This is a genomic window from Delftia deserti, assembly GCF_042653485.1.
GTDB classification, from domain to species: domain Bacteria; phylum Pseudomonadota; class Gammaproteobacteria; order Burkholderiales; family Burkholderiaceae_C; genus Comamonas; species Comamonas acidovorans.
On sequence record NZ_JBHSIH010000001.1, the window covers coordinates 4,590,907 to 4,609,884 of the forward strand.

Below are 18,978 nucleotides of genomic sequence, written 5' to 3' on the forward strand. Positions count from 1 at the left end.
TCAGCCGCCGGATTCGAGCGTGAAGGCCGCGTTCTCGTCCTGACCGAGCAGCTTGACCAGCTGCGGCATGGCCGGCTTGAGCTGTTCCTTGAGATTGAACGGCGGATTGATCAGGAACATGCCGCTGGCCGGCAGGCCGCCGCGCTCCGAGGTCTTGTTGCTCTTGACCGTGAGCTCCACGTGCAGCCAGCTCTTGCCGGCCTTGGTGGTCATGGTCTTCAGGCGGCGCGGCAGATCGTGCGCCTCGGGGCGCGGGATGATCGGATACCAGACCGCATAGGTGCCTGTGGCAAAGCGTTTGAGACTGTCGGCCGCCATGTCCAGCACCTTGGCGTAGTCGCTCTTGAGCTCGTAGCTGGGGTCGCACAGCACCAGGGCGCGGCGCGACGGTGGCGGCAGGAATTTCTTGATGCCCTCGAAGCCGTCCTCATGCAGCACGGCCACCTGGCGGCCCGCTTCGAGCTGGGCAATGTTGCCCGCCAGCGAGCGCATGTCGGTGGGGTGCAGCTCGAAGACCTTGAGCTTGTCGCGCTCCTGCACGCGCAGCAGGGACTGGATGATGAAGGGCGAGCCCGGGTAGTTGCGCAGCTGCGCGCCCTGGTTGAAGGAGCGCACCGTGGCCAGGTAGGCCTGCAGCACCGGGGCCAGCTCGGCCTCCTTGGCCTGGGCCAGGCGCAGGATGCCGTCGGCGGACTCGCCGCTCTTGTTGGCGTAGTCGCCGTCCAGTCGGTACAGGCCGGCGCCGGCGTGCGTGTCCAGCACCGTGAGGGCGGCATCCTTCTGGAGGAGGTATTGCAGGGTGGCGATCAGCACGGTGTGCTTGAGCACATCGGCATGGTTGCCTGCATGGAAGGCGTGGCGGTAACTGAACATAGGCGTATGGTAACCAGCCGCGCTGCCGGGTGGTTGTCCGTGGCGGCTGAAGGATGGGGGCCGGCGCTGAAGCCAGGGCGGCGCAAGGGGGATGGCGAAGGCCTGCCGTTTTTGTATAATGGAGGGCTTCGCAGCGATTTTAGGGTCCCGCGGCGAAGTTTACATCCCCGCCTAAGAGGCTTCCTTTTTGAAGAAGCGCCGACCGCGGAAAAGGACCCGCCAAACCTTTCTTGAAAGAGAAAACTCATGTCTACATTCAGCGCAAAGCCCGCTGAGGTGCAACACGAGTGGTTTGTGATTGACGCCACCGATAAGGTGCTCGGACGTGTCGCCAGCGAAGTGGCACTCCGTCTGCGCGGCAAGCACAAAGCCATTTACACACCTCACGTTGACACCGGCGACTTCATCGTCATCATCAACGCCTCCAAGCTCAAGGTCACCGGCACCAAGAACCTGGACAAGGTGTACTACCGCCACTCTGGTTTCCCCGGCGGCATCACTGCCACCAACTTCCGCGACATGCAGGCCAAGTTCCCCGGCCGCGCTCTGGAAAAGGCCGTCAAGGGCATGCTGCCCAAGGGTCCCCTGGGCTACGCAATGATCAAGAAGCTCAAGGTGTACGGCGGTGCTGAGCATCCCCACACCGCCCAGCAGCCCAAGGCTCTGGAAATCTAAGGAGACCTAGATGATTGGTGATTGGAACAATGGCACCGGCCGTCGCAAATCCAGCGTCGCACGCGTGTTCCTGAAGAAGGGCTCCGGCAAGATTACCGTGAATGGCAAGGACATTCAGGAATACTTCGGCCGCGAAACCTCGATCATGATCGCAAAGCAGCCCCTGGCTCTGACGAGCAACCTGGAAGCTTTCGACATTCAAGTGAACGTCCACGGTGGTGGTGAATCCGGCCAGGCCGGCGCTACCCGCCACGGCATCACCCGCGCCCTGATCGACTATGACGCAGCGCTCAAGCCCGTCCTGAGCCAAGCCGGCTTCGTGACGCGTGACGCTCGTGAAGTCGAACGTAAGAAGGTCGGCCTGCGCTCCGCACGCCGCGCCAAGCAGTTCTCCAAGCGTTAATCCGCTGGCACTGCAGGAAAGTCCCCCGGGGCTTTCCCCAGAAAAAAACCGCCTTTGCCGGCGGTTTTTTTCTGGGCGATGCAAACCCTTCGCATTCATCTTCGCCGTCGGTGGCCAATGCCCCCACTTGCACTGTCGTCAAGCCGGCGGCCCCGGGAATTCCCGAGCCCTTTGCTGTACCATTCGGGCCAATTGAGAACTTCGGAGTATCCCCATGAGCGCCGTCGCAGAAATCACCGAAACCACCACCGCCGAAATGCCCACCCCGATCGTCTTCACCGACAGCGCAGCTGCCAAGGTGGCCGATCTGATCGCCGAGGAAGGCAACCCCGACCTGAAGCTGCGCGTGTTCGTGCAGGGTGGCGGATGCTCGGGCTTCCAGTACGGCTTCACCTTCGACGAGATCACCAACGACGACGACACGACCATGACCAAGAATGGCGTGTCGCTGCTGATCGACGCCATGAGCTACCAGTACCTGGTGGGTGCCGAGATCGACTACAAGGAAGACCTGCAGGGCGCGCAGTTCGTGATCAAGAACCCCAACGCCTCCACCACCTGCGGCTGCGGATCGAGCTTCTCGGTATAAGCCTTGTCGGCCGCGCTGCAGTGGGGCCCGCAGCAGCCCGCCGCACAACACGCCACCAACCGCCGCGCAGCAATGCGCAGGCGGTTTTTTAACGCCTGCGCCCTTCCTGCCTTGCCATGATTCCTGAAGACAAAGGCGCTTCCGCCTCCACCACATCCTCCTCGCGTTCGGTGCTGCTGTGGCTTGTGGCCATCGGCTTTTTCATGCAGACGCTGGACGGCACCATCGTCAACACCGCGCTGCCCACCATGGCCGAGGCCCTGGGCGAGAGCCCGCTGCGCATGCAGTCGGTCATCGTCGCCTACTCGCTGACCATGGCCATGCTGATCCCGGCCTCGGGCTGGATGGCCGACCGCTTCGGCACGCGGCGTGTCTACCTGTGGGCGATTGCGCTGTTCGTGCTGGGCTCGGTGATGTGCGCGATTGCGCCCAACCTGCAGCTGATGGTGGCCGCGCGCGTGCTGCAGGGCATGGGCGGGGCGCTGCTCATGCCCGTGGGGCGGCTGGCCGTGCTGCGCGCCTTTCCGCGCGAGCAGTTCCTCAAGGCCATGAGCTTCGTGGCCATCCCCGGCCTGGTCGGGCCGCTGATCGGCCCCACGCTGGGCGGCTGGATGGTGGAGTACGTGAGCTGGCACTGGATCTTCCTGGTCAACGTGCCCGTGGGCCTGATCGGCCTGGCCGCCACGCTGCGCTTCATGCCGGTGGGAGACCGCTTTGCCGTCAAGCGCTTCGACGGCGTGGGCTATGCGCTGCTGGCCTTTGGCATGGTGGCCGTGTCGCTGGCGCTGGACAGCATGTCGGGCAAGGGCATCCACGGCGCCATGGTCTTCGTGCTGCTGATCTTCGGCCTGGCCAGCCTGGCCGCCTACTGGCTGCACGCGCTGCGCCGGCCCGACCCGCTGTTCGCCCCCGAGCTGTTCGCCGTGCGCAGCCTGCGCGTGGGCCTGCTGGGCAACCTGTTCTCGCGCCTGGGCAGCTCCTGCATGCCCTTCCTGATCCCGCTGGTGCTGCAGGTCTGCCTGGGTTTCTCTCCGCTGCAGGCCGGCATGATGATGCTGCCCACGGTGCTGGCCAGCATGGCCATGAAGCGCCAGACCACCACGCTCATCCAGCGCATCGGCTACCGACGCGTGCTCATGGGCAACACCCTGGTGCTGTCGCTGATGATCGCCAGCTTCGGCACGGTCTCCACGGCGCTGCCGCTGTGGGTGGTCATCGTCCAGCTGCTGATCTTCGGCGCCACCAACTCCATGCAGTTCACGGCCATGAACACCGTCACGCTCAAGGACCTCGATGCCGGCAACGCCAGCAGCGGCAACAGCCTGCTGTCCATGGTGCAGATGCTGGCCATGGGCATGGGCGTGGCCGCCGCAGGTGCGGTGCTGGCCGGTTTCAGCGAATGGTTCGGCGGCGACACGCCGCAGCACACCCTCAATGCCTTCCGCGCCACCTTCGTCTGCATGGGCGCGGTGACGCTGGCCTCGACCATGATCTTCTCGCAGCTGGGCGACGATGAGGATGTGCGGCCCAAGCCTTTGGTGCCGGCCGAGCACGAGTGAGGGCTGTGCATAGCTTTTGAACCCTGAGCCGCTGCAATCCGCACTTTTGTTGCGGGTTTACCCTTGTTTTTGGCAAGGATATATGGCAGCCCGCATAGGAAATATCGAGGCCGTCTTATGCGTTCGGGCGGGGCTGGACTTAATCTCGGGTACATCCGCAGGACTTACGCAAGCAGGAACGCAAACACGCCATCGCCACAGGGCCAGCGGCTTTCTTCCTCGGAATTTGCGTAAGTCGTGATCCGAACAGTCCACGCACCAGCAGTTGCCCCCACGAGCATGAGCCAGAGCCCCAGTTCCCAACCCATCCGCTTCTATCACCGCGGCCAGATCGTCGAGGTACAGGGGCCGCATCCCACGCGCTCGGTGCTGGACTGGCTGCGCGGCGACGCGCGCTGCACCGGCACCAAGGAGGGCTGCAACGAAGGTGACTGCGGCGCCTGCACCGTGGTCATCGCCGAGCTGGCCGAAGACGGCGCGCCCGACGCCGTGGGCGGCCTGCAGCTGCAGACGGTCAATGCCTGCATCCAGTTCCTGCCCACGCTGCACGGCAAGGCGCTGTTCACGGTGGAGGACGTCAAGGGCCAGTGCGCCGGCAAGCAGGGCTGTGCCACCGGCAAGCCCGCAGGCGGTGCCGAACTGCACCCCGTGCAGCAGGCGCTGGTGGACTGTCACGGCTCGCAGTGCGGCTTTTGCACGCCGGGCTTCGTGATGTCGCTGTGGTCGGCCTACGAGCACCACCAGCAGGCCGGCACGCGTCCCTCGCGCCAGCAGCTGGCCGACGAGCTGTCGGGCAATCTGTGCCGCTGCACGGGCTACCGTCCCATCCTGGACGCAGGCCAGCGCATGTTCGACCTGCCCGCCACGCGCATGGCCACCGAACCCGTGGTGCAGGCACTGCAGGGCCTGCGTGCGCAGGATGCCGGCTTGGACTACGCCGCGCCCAACGCCGCCCAGGGCGGCCGTGTGGACAGCTTCCACGCTCCGCGCACGCTGGACGAGCTGGCCGCCGTGTGCGAGGCCAAGCCCCGCGCGCGGCTGCTGGCAGGCTCCACCGATGTGGGGCTGTGGGTGACCAAGCAGTTCCGCGACCTGGGCGACATCGTCTATGTGGGCGACGTGGCCGAGATGAAGCGCGTCGAGGAGCGCCACGGCGCGGGCAGCCTGGACGGCGGCGAGCTGTACATAGGCGCCGGTGCCTCGCTGGAGTCGGCCTGGTCGGCGCTGTCGCAGCGCTTCGAGGGGCTGACCGATGTGTGGCTGCGCTTTGCCTCCGTGCCCATCCGCCATGCAGGCACCATGGGCGGCAACGTGGCCAATGGCTCGCCCATTGGCGACTCCCCGCCCGTGCTGATGGCGCTGGACGCGCAGATCGAGCTGCGCAAGGGCGCGCGCGTGCGCCGCATGCCGCTGCATGACTTCTATCTGGACTACATGAAGAACCAGCTGGAACCGGGCGAGTTCGTGCAGGCCCTGGCCGTGCCGCTGGACGCTGCACGGCGCCAGACCCGGGCCTACAAGATCAGCAAGCGCTTCGACTGCGACATCTCGGCGCTGTGCGCGGGGCTGGCCATCGAGCTGGACGGCGAGGTGGTGAAGTCCGCCCGCCTGGCCTTTGGCGGCATGGCTGCCGTGGTCAGGCGTGCGGCCCTGGCGGAGGCGGCCATCGTGGGCCAGCCCTGGGACCAGGCCGCAGTGAAGGCCGCCCAGGCCGCGCTGGCCCAGGACTTCAAGCCCATGTCCGACATGCGCGCCAGCGCCGACTACCGGCTCAAGGTGGCGCAGAACCTGCTGCAGCGCCTGTGGCTGGAGACACGTCCGCAACAGCCGCTGCCGCTGCAGGCCACCAGCGTCTGGAGCGTGATGCCCCACGCAGTGCACCAAGGAGCCTGAAATGAACCGCCCCATCGATCCCTCCCTGCTGCACTCGTCCGAGGCCTTTGCGCATTACCTGAAGAACACCGCCTTCCGCGTGGACGAGCGCGCCGAGGCCGGTGCCCACACCCAGGGCCAGCGCGTGGGCATCAGCCGCCCGCATGAGTCTGCCCATCTGCATGTGGCCGGCGAGGCCGCCTACATCGACGACCTGCCCGAGCTGGACGGCACGCTGCACTGTGCGCTGGGCCTGTCGCCCGTGGCCAATGGCCGGCTCAATGCGCTCAGGCTCGATGCCATCCGCGCCATGCCCGGCGTGGTGGCCGTGCTCACGGGCGAGGACATTCCCGGCGTCAACGACTGCGGCTCCATCATCCACGACGACCCCATCCTGTGCAGCGGCGAAATCCGCTACCTGGGCCAGCCGCTGTTCGCGGTGATCGCCGAAAGCCGCGAGGCTGCGCGCCTGGCTGCGGCCCAGGCCAAGGCGGCGGCCGACATCGCGGCCGAGCCGCCCGTGCTCACGCCCCAGCAGGCGCATGAGCTGGGCCAGTACGTGCTGCCGCCCATGCACCTGGCGCGCAGCACGAACGAAGGCGGCGCGCGCCGCGCCATGGACGAGGCGCCGCACCGCCTGAAGTCATCGTTCTACGTGGGCGGCCAGGAGCAGTTCTACCTGGAAGGCCAGATCAGCTACGCCATTCCCAAGGAGGACGGCGCCGTCCACCTGTACTGCTCCACCCAGCACCCCAGCGAGATGCAGCACCTGGTGGCCCATGCGCTGGGCGTGGCCTCGCACGCCGTGCATGTGGAGTGCCGCCGCATGGGCGGCGGCTTCGGCGGCAAGGAGTCGCAGTCGGCCCTGTTCGCCTGCGTGGCCTCGGTGGCCGCGACGCGGTTGCGCCGCCCCGTCAAGCTGCGCCTGGACCGCGATGACGACTTCATGATCACGGGCCGCCGCCACTGCTTCTGGTACGAGTACGAGGTGGGCTACGACGACGAGGGTCGCATCCTCGGCGCCGAGATCTCCATGGTCTCGCGCGCCGGCCACTCGGCCGACCTGTCCGGCCCCGTGATGACGCGTGCGCTGTGCCACTTCGACAACACGTACTGGCTGCCCGATGTGTCCATGCACGGCTACTCCGGCAAGACCAATACGCAGAGCAATACGGCGTTCCGCGGCTTCGGCGGCCCGCAGGGCGCGATCGCCATCGAGAACATCATGGAGACGGTGGCGCGCGAGCTGGGGCGCGATGCGCTCGATGTGCGCCGCGCCAACTTCTACGGCAAGACCGAGCGCAACGTCACGCCCTACAGCCAGGTCGTGACCGACAACGTGATCCACGAGCTGGTGGCCGAGCTGGAGACCTGCAGCGACTACCGCGCGCGCCGCGATGCCATCGCCGAATTCAACGCGGCCAGCCCCGTGCTCAAGCGCGGCCTGTCGCTGACGCCGCTGAAGTTCGGCATCTCCTTCAACGTCAAGCACTTCAACCAGGCCGGCGCCCTGGTCCATGTCTACAACGACGGCTCCATCCTCGTGAACCATGGCGGCACCGAGATGGGCCAGGGCCTGAACACCAAGGTGGCCCAGGTCGTGGCGCACGAGCTGGGCGTGGGCTTCGGGCGCGTGCGCGTCACGGCCACCGACACCACCAAGGTGGCCAACACCTCGGCCACGGCGGCATCGACGGGGGCCGACCTCAACGGCAAGGCCGCTCAGGACGCGGCGCGCCAGATCCGCGAACGCCTGGCCGCCTGCGCCGCCGAGCGCCATGGCGGCCGCGCGGAGGACGTGCGCTTCGCCAACGACCAGGTCCACGTCAACGGCAAGGTACTGGATTTCAAGGCCGTGGTGGGCGAGGCCTACATCGAGCGCGTGCAGCTGTGGTCCGACGGCTTCTATGCCACGCCCGGCCTGTCGTGGAACAAGGACACCATGCAGGGCCGTCCCTTCTTCTACTACGCCTACGGCGCGGCCGTGAGCGAGGTGGTGGTGGACACGCTGACCGGCGAGTTCAAGCTGCTGCGCGCCGACGTGCTGCACGACGTGGGCCGCTCGCTGAACCCGGCCGTGGACGTGGGCCAGGTCGAGGGCGCCTTCATCCAGGGCATGGGCTGGCTGACCACGGAAGAGCTGGTCTGGCACCCGCAAAGCGGCAAGCTCACCACGCACGCCCCGAGCACCTACAAGATCCCGACGGCCAATGACTGCCCGCCCGTGTTCAACGTGCGGTTGTTCGAGGGCGACAACTTCGAGGACTCCATCCACCGCAGCAAGGCCGTGGGCGAGCCGCCGCTGCTGCTGCCCTTCTCGGTGTTCTTCGCCATCCGCGATGCCGTCTCGGCCGCGGGCGGGCACCGCAGCAACCCGCCGCTGCAATCGCCGGCCACGCCGGAATCCATCCTGCGCGCCATCGAGGCCGTGCAGGCCGCCGGGAGCTGAGCGGACCGGCGCCGCCCCCCCCATTCCTTGAATCCGCGCGCAGCGATGCGCGCCACCAGGTCCATGGCCGCCCGGCAGGGTGCCATGCCTTGTGCCGGCCTGGACAGCCGGTGCTCAACCCTGGGCGCTTTCACAACCGTTGCGCCCCGCATGCGAAAACAACACGGAGACAATGCGATGAACTGGATGGAACGGGTGTTCAAGCTCAGTGAGCACGGCACCAATGTAAGAACCGAGCTGGTCGCGGGCCTGACGACCTTTCTGACGATGGCCTACATCATCTTCGTCAATCCCTCGATCCTGGGGGATGCGGGGATGCCCAAGGGGGCCGTCTTCGTGGCCACCTGCCTGATCGCGGCGCTGGGCACGACCATCATGGCGCTGTACGCCAACTATCCCATCGCGCTGGCGCCGGGCATGGGCCTGAACGCCTATTTCGCCTACGTGGTGGTGCTGCACATGGGCTTCACCTGGCAGGCCGCGCTGGGCGCGGTCTTCGTCTCCGGCTGCCTGTTCCTGCTGGTGACGCTGTTCGGCCTGCGGGAGCTGATCATCAAGGGCATACCGCAGTCCATACGCATAGCGATCACCGTGGGCATCGGCCTGTTCCTGGCGCTGATCGCGCTCAAGAGCGCGGGCATCGTCGCCGCATCGCCGGCCACCTTCGTGACGCTGGGCGACCTGCACAAGCCCGAAGTCATCCTGGCCTCGCTGGGCTTTCTGATCATCGTGGTGCTGGACCGCCTGAAGGTGCCGGGCGCCATCCTGATCGGCATCGTCGCGGTCACCGTGGCCTCGTTCTTCTTCGCAGGCAACGAGTTCCACGGCGTGTTCTCGGCGCCGCCCTCCATTGCGCCCACCTTCCTGCAGCTGGACATCAAGTCCGCGCTGACGGGCGGCATCCTCAACGTGGTGCTGGTGTTCTTCCTGGTCGAGCTGTTCGATGCCACGGGCACGCTGATGGGCGTGGCCAAGCGCGCGGGCCTGCTGGTGCCCAGCCGCATGGGCCGCTTCAACCGTTCGCTGCTGGCCGACAGCGGCGCCATCTTCGCAGGCTCGCTGCTGGGCACCTCCAGCACCACGGCGTACGTGGAAAGCGCGGCCGGCGTGCAGGCCGGTGGCCGCACGGGCCTGACGGCGCTGACCGTGGCCGTGCTCTTCCTGTGCTGCCTGTTCCTGTCGCCGCTGGCCGGCGTGGTGCCCGGCTACGCCACGGCGCCCGCGCTGTTCTTCGTGGCCTGCCTGATGCTCAAGGAGCTGACCGAGATCGAATGGGGCGAGACCACCGAGGCCATCCCTGCTGCCGTCACGGCCCTGCTCATGCCTTTCACCTACTCGGTGGCCAATGGCCTGGCCTTCGGCTTCATCACCTATGCCGTGCTCAAGCTGTTCACGGGCCGCGCCAAGGAAGTGCACTGGATGGTGTGGCTGATCGGCGGCGTCTTCCTCTTCAAGTTCGTCTATATAGGCGGATAGCACCCCCTGAGGCGCTTACGCGCCTTCCCCCGTATGCACGGCGCCCTCTCTCGCTTCGCGGGAGGGGGACGACGCCTTCGCCGCGAGGCGGCTCTTGCTCGGCGTCCCTGCTTTTGGGCCGCGCCAGTTTCATAGGCTTTGGGCTCAGGCAAGATGTTTGGTGGGCCCATGCTTGGCGGATGCCTTGCATGGTTTTTTTATGCGGGGTGGATGGCGCCCAGGATGCGCGGGCCGCGTGCGCCCGTCACGGCGGGCAGGTTGCCCGGCAAACCCAGCAGGGCCTGGCGCGCCAGCCAGGCGAAGGCGGCGGCCTCCACCTGCTGAGGCGGCAGGCCGCGCGCGGCCGTGGTGTCCACGGCCACGCCGGGCAGCAGGGCGGCGATGCGCTGCATCAGTTGCGTGTTGAAGGCGCCGCCGCCGCAGACCAGCAGCTCGCCGCCGCCATGCCCGAAGCGCTGCACGGCACCGGCGCAGGCGCGGGCCGTGAATTCGGTGAGCGTGGCCTGCACGTCGGCAGGGCGGGCATCGGCGGCGCTGGCTGCACTGGCGGAAAGATGGCCGGCCAGCCAGTCGGCGTGGAACAGGTCGCGCCCCGTGCTCTTGGGCGGCGGCTGCTGCAGGAAAGGCTCGGCCAGCAGGCGGTCGAGCAGGGCGGGCAGCACCTGGCCCGTGGCCGCCCATTGGCCGCCGTCGTCATAGGGCTGGCCCGTGTGCGCCTGGCACCATCCGTCCATCAGCGCATTGCCGGGGCCGCAGTCGAAGCCCAGCACCGTGCCATCGCCCGCCAGCACGCTGAGATTGGCAATGCCGCCGATGTTGAGCACCAGCACCGTCTCGCCGGGCCGGCCGAACACGCCCTGGTGGAAGGCGGGCACCAGCGGCGCGCCCTGGCCGCCTGCGGCCACGTCGCGGCTGCGCAGGTCGGCCACCACGGCAACGCCGCTGAGCTCGGCCAGCAGGGCCGGGCCGTTGAGCTGCAAGGTGTAGCCCGTGCCGTCGAACATCTGCGGCCGGTGGCGCACGGTCTGGCCGTGGGCGCCAATGGCGGCGATCTGCGCGGGCGCCAGGCCCGTGGCCTGCAGCAGTTCCCGCGCCACCTCGGCATAGCTGCGCGCCAGCGCATTGGCCGCCAGCGCCGCGCGGTGCAGCTCGTCGCGGCCATCGGGGGTGTTGAGGGCCAGCAGCTCGGCGCGCAGCGCGGCGTCGAACCCCCGGCTGGCATGCCACAGCACCTGCGTGCCTTCGGCAAAGTCCACAAGCACGCCGTCCACCCCGTCAAGCGAGGTGCCGGACATCAGGCCTATGCAGTAGCGGTGGGCGATGGGGGAGGGGATGGGCTGGTTCATGCCGGCAATGGTAGCCCTGCGGCCTGGGGCCCGCGATCACAAAAGGATGCGCCTGAAACAACAAAGGCTGCCAGGGCAGCCTTTGCGGGATGGGAGCGCGGTGGCTCAGCGTTCGCTGGCCAGGGCCAGTGCTTCGTTCGATGCCTGCAGCTCGATGCGCATCTGCGAGGCCATCTTGTCGAAGGCGGCGCGGCCGGCCTTGGAGACGGGGCGGGCGGCATCGGTGGCCTGGACGATGGTCATGGGATCGCGGTGCTCGCCGTTGACGCGGAACTCGAAGTGCAGGTGCGGGCCGGTGGCCCAGCCCGTGGAGCCCACATTGCCGATGATGTCGCCCTGCTCCACGCGCTGGCCGCGCGTGACGCCGATGTGGCTCAGGTGGGCGTAGACCGTGGTGTGGTTGTTGGCGTGGTCCACGAAGATCACGTTGCCATAGCCGTTCTGCACGCCCGCGAAGGAGACGGTGCCGTCTCCCACGGTACGCACCTTGGTGCCCGTGGCAGCGGCGAAGTCCGTGCCCAGGTGGGCGCGCCAGGTCTTGTGGATGGGGTGCATGCGCATGGCAAAGCCGCTGCTGATGCGCGAGAACTCCACGGGCGAGGTCAGGTAGGCCTGGCGGCGGCTCTTGCCGTCCATGGTGTAGTAGTCGCCCTTGGCCTTGCCTTCGTCCTGGAACCACAGCGCCTGCACGACCTTGCCGTTGTTGTGGAATTCGGCGCTGAGCACGCGGCCTGCGCGCAGCGGCTCGCCATCGGCTTCCAGCGATTCGTAGACCACGGAGAAGCGGTCGCCCTTGCGCAGGCTGCGGCGGAAGTCCACGTCGCCCTGGAAGATGTCGGCCATCTGCATGGCCACGGCATCGGGGATGGAGGCCGCGTCGGTGGCGGCGAACAGCGAGCTGCGGATGATGCCGCCGGCCAGGCGCGGCGAGGCCGTCAGCTTGCCCGTCTCGATGCGGGTGCTCAGTTCATTGTTCCTGCGCTCGACCACGAGGCGGCGGAAGCTGCCGTCCTCGTCGGGTGCCCAGCGCACGGTCAGCTGCGACAGCTGGTGGTCGGGCGTGGTCTCGGCCGTCACCAGGCGGCCGGCGCGGCCCAGCACATGCTGGCGAACCTGGTCGTTGCCGCGCATGAAGGCGGCGGCGGCCGGATCGGCCACGCCCAGGCGCTGGAGCAGGGTTTCGGCCGTGTCGCTGCCGTGCGTGTATTCGGAACGGTACAGGGAGATGCCCTGCACGCTGTCGGTCAGCTCGGCCAGGGTCTGGCCCTCTGCCAGCGATTCCACGGGCGTGGAGAGCATGCGCACCGGCAGGTCGGCCGGATCGGGTCCCAGGTTGGCCACGGCGAAGGCACCGCCGCCGCCCGTGAGCAAGATGGCTGCCAGTGCCGCGGTGACACGCTTGGGGTGTTGCTGGATCACGGAGGTCAGCCGCGCAACAAGAGCACCGCTGGCATGGTTCAAGCCATATTTCACAACATCAGATCCTTGGGTTGCGCGCATCCGGCCCTGCGGGGGCCGGACAGCATCGCAGCGGCGGGATACGCTCTCCAGACGGGCAACAAGTCCGCGCTCTGCGGTGCGGATAGGCGGGCGTCTAGAATTCGCCGCAGCGGGAAAATCCCCGGAGTATACCGACGCAGTCCTACGCGGCCTGGCGAAAAACCCTTATGAATCAATCTGCTGTTACAACATACCCGGTCACCGACGGTGTAAGCCAAGCGCTTGAAACCACCCTGCGCGGCGTGGATGAGCTGCTGCCTCAGGCGGACTGGGTGCAAAAGCTGGCCCGTTCCGAGGCCACCGGCGTGCCGCTGCGCATCAAGCTGGGCCTGGACCCGACGGCGCCCGACATCCATCTGGGCCACACCGTGGTGCTCAACAAGATGCGCCAGCTGCAGGACCTGGGCCACCAGGTGATCTTCCTGATCGGCGACTTCACCACCCTGATCGGCGATCCTTCGGGCCGCAACAGCACGCGCCCGCCGCTGACGGCTGAGCAGATCAAGGTCAACGCCGAGACCTACTACACCCAGGCCGCCAAGGTGCTGGACCCTGCCCGCACCGAGGTGCGCTACAACAGCGAGTGGTGCGACAAGCTGGGCGCGCGCGGCATGATCGAGCTGTCGGCCAAGTACACCGTGGCCCGCATGATGGAGCGCAACGACTTCCACCAGCGCTTCACCGAGGGCAGCTCCATCAGCCTGCACGAGTTCCTCTACCCGCTGCTGCAGGGCTATGACTCGGTGGCGCTGCGCGCCGACCTGGAGATGGGCGGTACGGACCAGAAGTTCAACCTGCTCATGGGCCGCCATCTGCAGCAGGAATACGGGCAGGACACGCAGTGCGTGCTCACCATGCCGCTGCTGGTGGGCCTGGACGGCGAGCACAAGATGTCCAAGTCCAAGAACAACTACATCGGCATCACCGAGGACGCCAACACCATGTTCGCCAAGGTGCTGAGCATCTCGGACACGCTGATGTGGAACTGGTACACCCTGCTGTCGTTCAAGAGCCTGGCCGAGATCGCCGCGCTCAAGGCCGAGGTGGAAGGCGGGCGCAATCCCAAGGACGCCAAGGTGCTGCTGGCCAAGGAGATCACGGCGCGCTTTCACAGCGCGGCGCTGGCCGATGCGGCCGAGCAGGATTTCAACAACCGCAGCAAGGGCGGCATTCCCGACCAGATCGACGAGGTCAGCCTGTCGGGCGCGCCGCTGGGCATCGGTGCCCTGCTCAAGCAGGCCAACCTGGCGCCCTCGACCAGCGAGGCCAACCGCCTGATCGACGGCGGCGGCGTGCGCGTGGACGGCACGGCCATCAGCGACCGGGGCCTCAAGCTCGAAGCCGGCACCTATGTGGTGCAGGTGGGCAAGCGCAAGTTTGCACGCGTGACGCTGGGCTGAGGCCCGCACCGGGCCATGCGCCCGGCTGCACAGTCATGCCGGGGGCGACTCGACGGTTTCGCGCGTGACCTCGGCCTGCTCCTGCAGCCACCGGCAGAAGGCGGCCACCTCGGGACGCGCGGCGCTGCGCGGGCCCACGATCAGCCAGTAGGCCAGCGGCGATTCCAGCCGGTGCGCGGGCAGCACCTCGACCAGGTCGCCAGCCGCCAGCGCATCGGCCACCAGCGGCAGCCGCGCAATCGCCAGGCCCTGTCCGGCCAGGGCGGCCTGCACGATCTGGTGGGCGTAGTTGAAGTACAGCCAGCGCGGCGGCTGCAGCTGGTCGCAGCCCTGCACGCCGAACCAGCGCTGCCAGCCCAGCCATTCCAGCTGGGGCATGCGGTGGGCGTCGCCGGTCTCGATCAGCGTGTAGCGCGCGGCATCGGCCGGCGTCCTGAGCGGCGGGCCGCCGGCCAGCAGGCGCGGGCTGGCCACCACGGCCAGTTGCTCGCCGAACAGGCGCTGCGCCTGGGGCCAGCCATCGCCCGCGCGGCCGTAGCGCAGGGCCAGGTCCACGTCGGTGGTGTCCAGGTCCATCACGGTGTCGCTGGTGTCGATGCGGATGTCGATATCGGGCCAGGCGCGCTGGAAGGACTCCAGGCGCGGGATCAGCCACATGGCGGCAAAGCTGGCCCAGGTGGTGATGGCCACGCTCTTGCGGCCCACGGTCTGGCGGATCTGGCGCACCGAGGCGTCGATCTGCTCCAGCGCGGGCGCCACCGAGCGCAGCAGCTGGGCGCCGGCCCCCGTCAGCTCCACGGCGCGCGTGTGGCGCAGGAACAGCGGCACGCCGACTTCATCCTCCAGCGACTGGATCTGGCGGCTCACGGCCGACTGCGTCAGCGACAGCTCGTCGGCGGCCGCGCGGAAATTCAGGTGCCGGGCCACGGCCAGGAAGGCACGCAGATGGCCGGCTCCGATGGCGCGTGTGCGCAGCAGGGGAACGGGTGCAGTGGTGGCATGGGGCATGGCGCCGCCAGCATACGTCAATCGTGTGACCGGCCGCAGCCCTTGGCGGGCAGATAATCGGCGGCGTTGCCGGCACAGGTTCTGGCGTTTTGGATGAATCACCTATGACAGCACCTCTGGATCTCGTCATCATGGCCGCGGGCAAGGGCACGCGCATGAAAAGCCGCCTTCCCAAAGTCCTGCAGCGCCTGGCGGGGCGCCCGTTGCTGGGCCATGTGCTGTCCACGGCGGCGCAGCTGGATGCGCGCTCGGCCGTGGTGGTCACGGGCCACGGCGCGGACCAGGTGGAGCCCGCCATGGCGGCGGCCTGCCAGGGCGGCTCCATGGCGCTGAAGTTCGTGCGCCAGGAGCCGCAGCTGGGCACGGGCCACGCGGTGCAGCAGGCCGTGCCCGCGCTGGCGGGCGATGGCATGGTCATCGTGCTCTCGGGCGATGTGCCGCTGACGCAGGCCGACACCCTGCGCGCCCTGGTCGATGCGGCCGATGGCCGGCGGCTGGCGCTGCTGACCGTGCGCCTGCCCGATCCCACGGGCTACGGCCGCATCGTGCGCGGCGAAGACGGCACGGTGCAGCGCATCGTCGAGCAAAAGGATGCCAATGACGCAGAACGCGCCATCCAGGAAATCTACAGCGGCATCATGGCCGTGCCGGCCCGCCACCTGGCCGGCTGGCTGGCCCGCCTGACCAATGACAATGCCCAGGGCGAGTACTACCTGACCGACGTGGTCGCCATGGCCGTGGCCGACGGCGTGCCCGTGGTCGCGCACTGCATTGCCGACCCGGTGCAGGTGGCGGGCGTCAACAGCCCGCTGCAACTGGCCGAGCTGGAGCGCGCCCACCAGGGCGCCCAGGCCCGCGCGCTGATGGAGCAGGGCGTGCGCCTGGCCGACCCCGCGCGCTTTGACCTGCGCGACGACCCGCGCACGGGCCGCGCGGCACGCCTGGCCTGCGGGCAGGATGTGGAGATCGACGTGGGCTGCATCTTCGGCGGCCATGTGGAGATTGGAGAAGGCGCGCGCATCGGCGCCTATTGCAGCATTGCCAACGCCACGATTGCGGCGGGCGCCGTCATCCATCCGTACACCCATGTCGATGGCGAGAAGGCCGGCGTCAGCGTGGGCGAGGGCGCCCTGGTGGGCCCCTTTGCACGCCTGCGCCCCGGCGCGCAGCTGGGCCGCGAAGTGCACATCGGCAACTTCGTCGAGGTCAAGAACTCCGTGCTGGCCGATGGCGCCAAGGCCAACCACCTGGCCTACCTGGGCGATGCCACGGTGGGCGAGCGCGTCAACTACGGCGCCGGCTCCATCACGGCCAACTACGACGGCGTGAACAAGCACCGCACGGTGATCGAGGCCGACGTGCACATCGGCAGCAACTGCGTGCTGGTGGCTCCCGTCACCATTGGCGCGGGCGGCACGGTGGGCGGCGGCTCCACGGTCACCAAGAGCACCGAGCCCGGCGTGCTCACGGTATCGCGGGGCAGGCAGGTGAGCATCACCAGCTGGAAGCGCCCGGTCAAGCTGCCCAAGTCCTGAGACTTCCGAGACACGTGGGCTCGAGGGCCCGCATCGCCGGCGGGTCCCGTACGGGGTACGCCGATTTGCCGAATCTCCTGACCCTGTCCATGCCATGACGGAACCTTTCGCACCCCATCCGCCCCCCGACCCCGCTGCGGATCTGCAGGGGCCTCCTCGCACCTTGCAGGATGCGCTGGAGCGCCTGGCCCAGCGCGAGCAGGAGCTGCAGGCCCTGCGCGCCGCCCAGCAGGAATGGCTGCATGCGGTGTCGCACGACCTGCGCGCGCCGCTGCGCCATGTGCTGTCCTTCGGCCCCCTGGTCGATGAGCTGCTGTCGCAGGCCGCGCCTTCGCCGCAGGAGCTGCAGGAGGCGCGCGGCTTCCTGCAGACCATGGACCAGTCGGCGCGCCGCATGGGCGGCATGCTCGACGGCCTGCTGGCCCTGTCGCGCGCCGCGCGCACGCCCATGCAGTGGCAGCCCGTCGCCTTGCAGGAGCTGCTGGAGCAGGCGCGCACGGCGGTGCTCGCGCAGCCGCGCTGGGCTGCCTGCGGCGCGGCGTCGCGGCTGCAATGGAGCCTGCCGCAGCAAAGTCCCGCCGTGCGTGCCGACGCGGCCCTGCTGCGCCAGGTGCTGGAGGCGCTGCTGGACAACGCCGTCAAGTTCACCCGGCCCGTGGACCAGCCGCGCATTGCCATCGATGTGGAGCGCCATGCCGACGGCGGCATCACGCTCAGCGTGACGGACAACGGCGTGGGGTTCGACCCCTCGCGTGCGGGAGCGCTGTTCGGCATCTTCCAGCGCATGCACCGCGAATCCGAGTTCCCCGGCCTGGGCACGGGCCTGGCCCTGGTGCGCGGCGTGATGCGCCGCCACGGCGGCGAGGCCACCATCCGCGCCACGCCTGCGGGCGGCTGCTGCGTCTGCCTGAACTGGCCCGGCGGCGAAGTGCGGCGCGCCGATCGCGGGCTCTGAGACCGCCTGCCGCTGGAGCCTGCCCTCAGATCAGCGTGTCGTCCGGCTCGGGCTGGTGCGTGGGGCGGGAGTCCCTGGTGTCCGGGCCCGTGTCGGAGCCTGTATCGGGGTCTGCGTCCGAGCCTGTTCCCGCTCGGGCAGGCGCGCTGCCGGCCATCAGCGGCGCGGCGGGGATCACCTGGTCGCGCCCGGCATCCTTGGCGCTGTAGAGCGCGCTGTCGGCCGCATTGATCCAGTCCTTGACCGACAGAAAGCTCGGGTCCGCCGCCGCCACGCCAATGCTCGCGCTCACGCGCAGCTGGGGATGCTCGCGCACGCGCAACTGGCTCAACTGGTTGCGTATGCGCAGCGCCACCGCATAGGCGTCGTCCAGCTGGGTGTGCATGCACAGCACGGCGAACTCGTCACCGCCATAGCGGCCCGCCGCGTCGTGCGAGCGCAGGCAGTGCCGGATGGTCAGGCCTATGGCCTGCAGCACTTCGTCGCCCACGGTGTGGCCGAAGCTGTCGTTGATGCGCTTGAAGTGGTCTATGTCCACGATCAGCAGGCAGGCCGAGGCCTGCGTCTGCCGGTAGTCGCGCAGCGCGGCGCGGGCCTTTTGCCACCAGTAGTCCCGGCTGTACAGCGTGGTCAGCGGGTCGATGCGGCTGAGCACCTGCAGCTTCACGTTCTGGCGCGCCAGCTTGCGCACCAGCTGGCGCGTGGACCAGCTGGAGAACACGCTGTGCAGCAGGAGCAGGGGCAGCATGCTCAGCTGCACGGCCAGGCTGGCCTCCCAGTCGGGCACGGGCCGCAGCAGCAGGGCCACCAGCGCGGCGGCCAGCAAGGTGGCCACCAGCGATTGCAGCCAGCCGTCGCGCGTGGCCGTGTGGTTGCGGTCGGCAATGCTGATGGCCAGCAGCGCAATGCTGGGCAATGCGCAGAAATGCATCACGGGAATCCAGCTGCCTATGATCAGCGCGTCTATCTGCAGATTGGCGTGTTCGGCGCGGTGGCTGTCACGGCTGTGGCGGGCGTGCAAAAAGGCGATGTGCGGCCAGACCAGGGCGCTCACCAGCACAAAGCCCCAGACCGCCGTGCTGGCGCCCATCTCGGTCATGGCCGTGCCCACGACGAGGCCGCCCAATGCCATGCTGGAGACGCGCAAGGGGTAGGTTCGGCGATGGATGCGCTGGCGCAAGGACATGGCGGTGCGAGCCGAGTGCGCGCCGATTGCCTAGCGCGTCAGAAAGTGTTGTTGCATCAATTTGTATCATTGTCCCCGTGCGTGCGCAACGCCTTAAAGTTTAACGTTGCCCAAAGTTGGCGTTCGGGACACATTGCAGGCCTCTTGTCCTA

At 68.1% G+C, this 18,978-nt stretch carries 15 protein-coding genes; 10 read left to right on the top strand and 5 right to left on the bottom strand.

The features are described from left to right. Positions 1 to 873, bottom strand: coding sequence for a 23S rRNA (adenine(2030)-N(6))-methyltransferase RlmJ (locus ACFPFG_RS21945; RefSeq protein ID WP_183021141.1), 873 nt, complete (start codon positions 871 to 873; stop codon positions 1 to 3). A gap of 246 nt (positions 874 to 1,119) precedes the next feature. On the opposite strand from ACFPFG_RS21945, the gene rplM reads away from it, so the two are divergent. The 7 genes from rplM to ACFPFG_RS21980 all read left to right on the top strand — a co-directional run bounded on the left by rplM (position 1,120) and on the right by ACFPFG_RS21980 (position 9,896). Beyond that, on the top strand, positions 1,120 to 1,548 hold the full coding sequence (gene rplM / locus ACFPFG_RS21950; RefSeq protein ID WP_012207711.1) for a 50S ribosomal protein L13: 429 nt from the start codon (positions 1,120 to 1,122) through the stop codon (positions 1,546 to 1,548). Positions 1,549 to 1,558: 10 nt separating this feature from the next. After that, positions 1,559 to 1,951: a 30S ribosomal protein S9 gene (rpsI, locus tag ACFPFG_RS21955; RefSeq protein WP_012207710.1), complete on the top strand. Its 393-nt coding sequence runs from the start codon at positions 1,559 to 1,561 to the stop codon at positions 1,949 to 1,951. 214 nt (positions 1,952 to 2,165) lie between these two features. After that, a complete protein-coding gene (gene erpA / locus ACFPFG_RS21960) occupies positions 2,166 to 2,540 on the top strand; it encodes an iron-sulfur cluster insertion protein ErpA (protein WP_013800449.1) in 375 nt (124 codons plus the stop codon). A gap of 116 nt (positions 2,541 to 2,656) precedes the next feature. Next, on the top strand, positions 2,657 to 4,099 hold the full coding sequence (gene mdtD / locus ACFPFG_RS21965; RefSeq protein ID WP_183021140.1) for a multidrug transporter subunit MdtD: 1,443 nt from the start codon (positions 2,657 to 2,659) through the stop codon (positions 4,097 to 4,099). Between the two features lie 279 nt (positions 4,100 to 4,378). Next, positions 4,379 to 5,992, top strand: a complete 1,614-nt coding sequence (xdhA, locus tag ACFPFG_RS21970; RefSeq protein ID WP_183021139.1) for a xanthine dehydrogenase small subunit — start codon at positions 4,379 to 4,381, stop codon at positions 5,990 to 5,992. Position 5,993: 1 nt separating this feature from the next. Then, complete coding sequence (xdhB, locus tag ACFPFG_RS21975; protein WP_183021138.1) at positions 5,994 to 8,420, top strand: xanthine dehydrogenase molybdopterin binding subunit; 2,427 nt, start codon at positions 5,994 to 5,996, stop codon at positions 8,418 to 8,420. Positions 8,421 to 8,597: 177 nt separating this feature from the next. Next, complete coding sequence (locus ACFPFG_RS21980; RefSeq protein ID WP_012207705.1) at positions 8,598 to 9,896, top strand: NCS2 family permease; 1,299 nt, start codon at positions 8,598 to 8,600, stop codon at positions 9,894 to 9,896. Between the two features lie 197 nt (positions 9,897 to 10,093). On the opposite strand, the gene ACFPFG_RS21985 is transcribed toward ACFPFG_RS21980, so the two are convergent. Both ACFPFG_RS21985 and ACFPFG_RS21990 read right to left on the bottom strand, forming a co-directional pair. Beyond that, positions 10,094 to 11,242: an anhydro-N-acetylmuramic acid kinase gene (locus ACFPFG_RS21985; protein ID WP_380108248.1), complete on the bottom strand. Its 1,149-nt coding sequence runs from the start codon at positions 11,240 to 11,242 to the stop codon at positions 10,094 to 10,096. 105 nt (positions 11,243 to 11,347) lie between these two features. Then, positions 11,348 to 12,742 carry a peptidoglycan DD-metalloendopeptidase family protein gene (locus ACFPFG_RS21990; RefSeq protein ID WP_380108250.1) on the bottom strand — a complete coding sequence of 465 codons (1,395 nt, stop codon included), beginning with the start codon at positions 12,740 to 12,742 and terminating at the stop codon, positions 11,348 to 11,350. Positions 12,743 to 12,909: 167 nt separating this feature from the next. Between ACFPFG_RS21990 and tyrS the strand changes: the two genes are divergently transcribed. Beyond that, complete coding sequence (gene tyrS / locus ACFPFG_RS21995) at positions 12,910 to 14,142, top strand: tyrosine--tRNA ligase (RefSeq protein WP_180318672.1); 1,233 nt, start codon at positions 12,910 to 12,912, stop codon at positions 14,140 to 14,142. Positions 14,143 to 14,175: 33 nt separating this feature from the next. Here tyrS and ACFPFG_RS22000 read toward each other — a convergent pair whose 3' ends face one another. Further along, positions 14,176 to 15,150 carry a LysR substrate-binding domain-containing protein gene (locus tag ACFPFG_RS22000; RefSeq protein ID WP_012207701.1) on the bottom strand — a complete coding sequence of 325 codons (975 nt, stop codon included), beginning with the start codon at positions 15,148 to 15,150 and terminating at the stop codon, positions 14,176 to 14,178. A 104-nt stretch (positions 15,151 to 15,254) separates the two neighbouring features. Here ACFPFG_RS22000 and glmU point away from each other — a divergent pair, with 104 nt between their 5' ends. Further along, a complete protein-coding gene (gene glmU, locus ACFPFG_RS22005) occupies positions 15,255 to 16,685 on the top strand; it encodes a bifunctional UDP-N-acetylglucosamine diphosphorylase/glucosamine-1-phosphate N-acetyltransferase GlmU (RefSeq protein ID WP_374622854.1) in 1,431 nt (476 codons plus the stop codon). 94 nt (positions 16,686 to 16,779) lie between these two features. Beyond that, positions 16,780 to 17,640 (top strand): sensor histidine kinase, encoded by an 861-nt coding sequence (locus tag ACFPFG_RS22010; RefSeq protein ID WP_197944389.1) that lies wholly within the window; start codon positions 16,780 to 16,782, stop codon positions 17,638 to 17,640. A gap of 25 nt (positions 17,641 to 17,665) precedes the next feature. On the opposite strand, the gene ACFPFG_RS22015 is transcribed toward ACFPFG_RS22010, so the two are convergent. Then, the gene (locus ACFPFG_RS22015) at positions 17,666 to 18,826 is read right to left on the bottom strand and encodes a GGDEF domain-containing protein (RefSeq protein WP_380108254.1); all 1,161 of its coding nucleotides are present in this window, start codon (positions 18,824 to 18,826) and stop codon (positions 17,666 to 17,668) included. Positions 18,827 to 18,978: the final 152 nt, after the last annotated feature.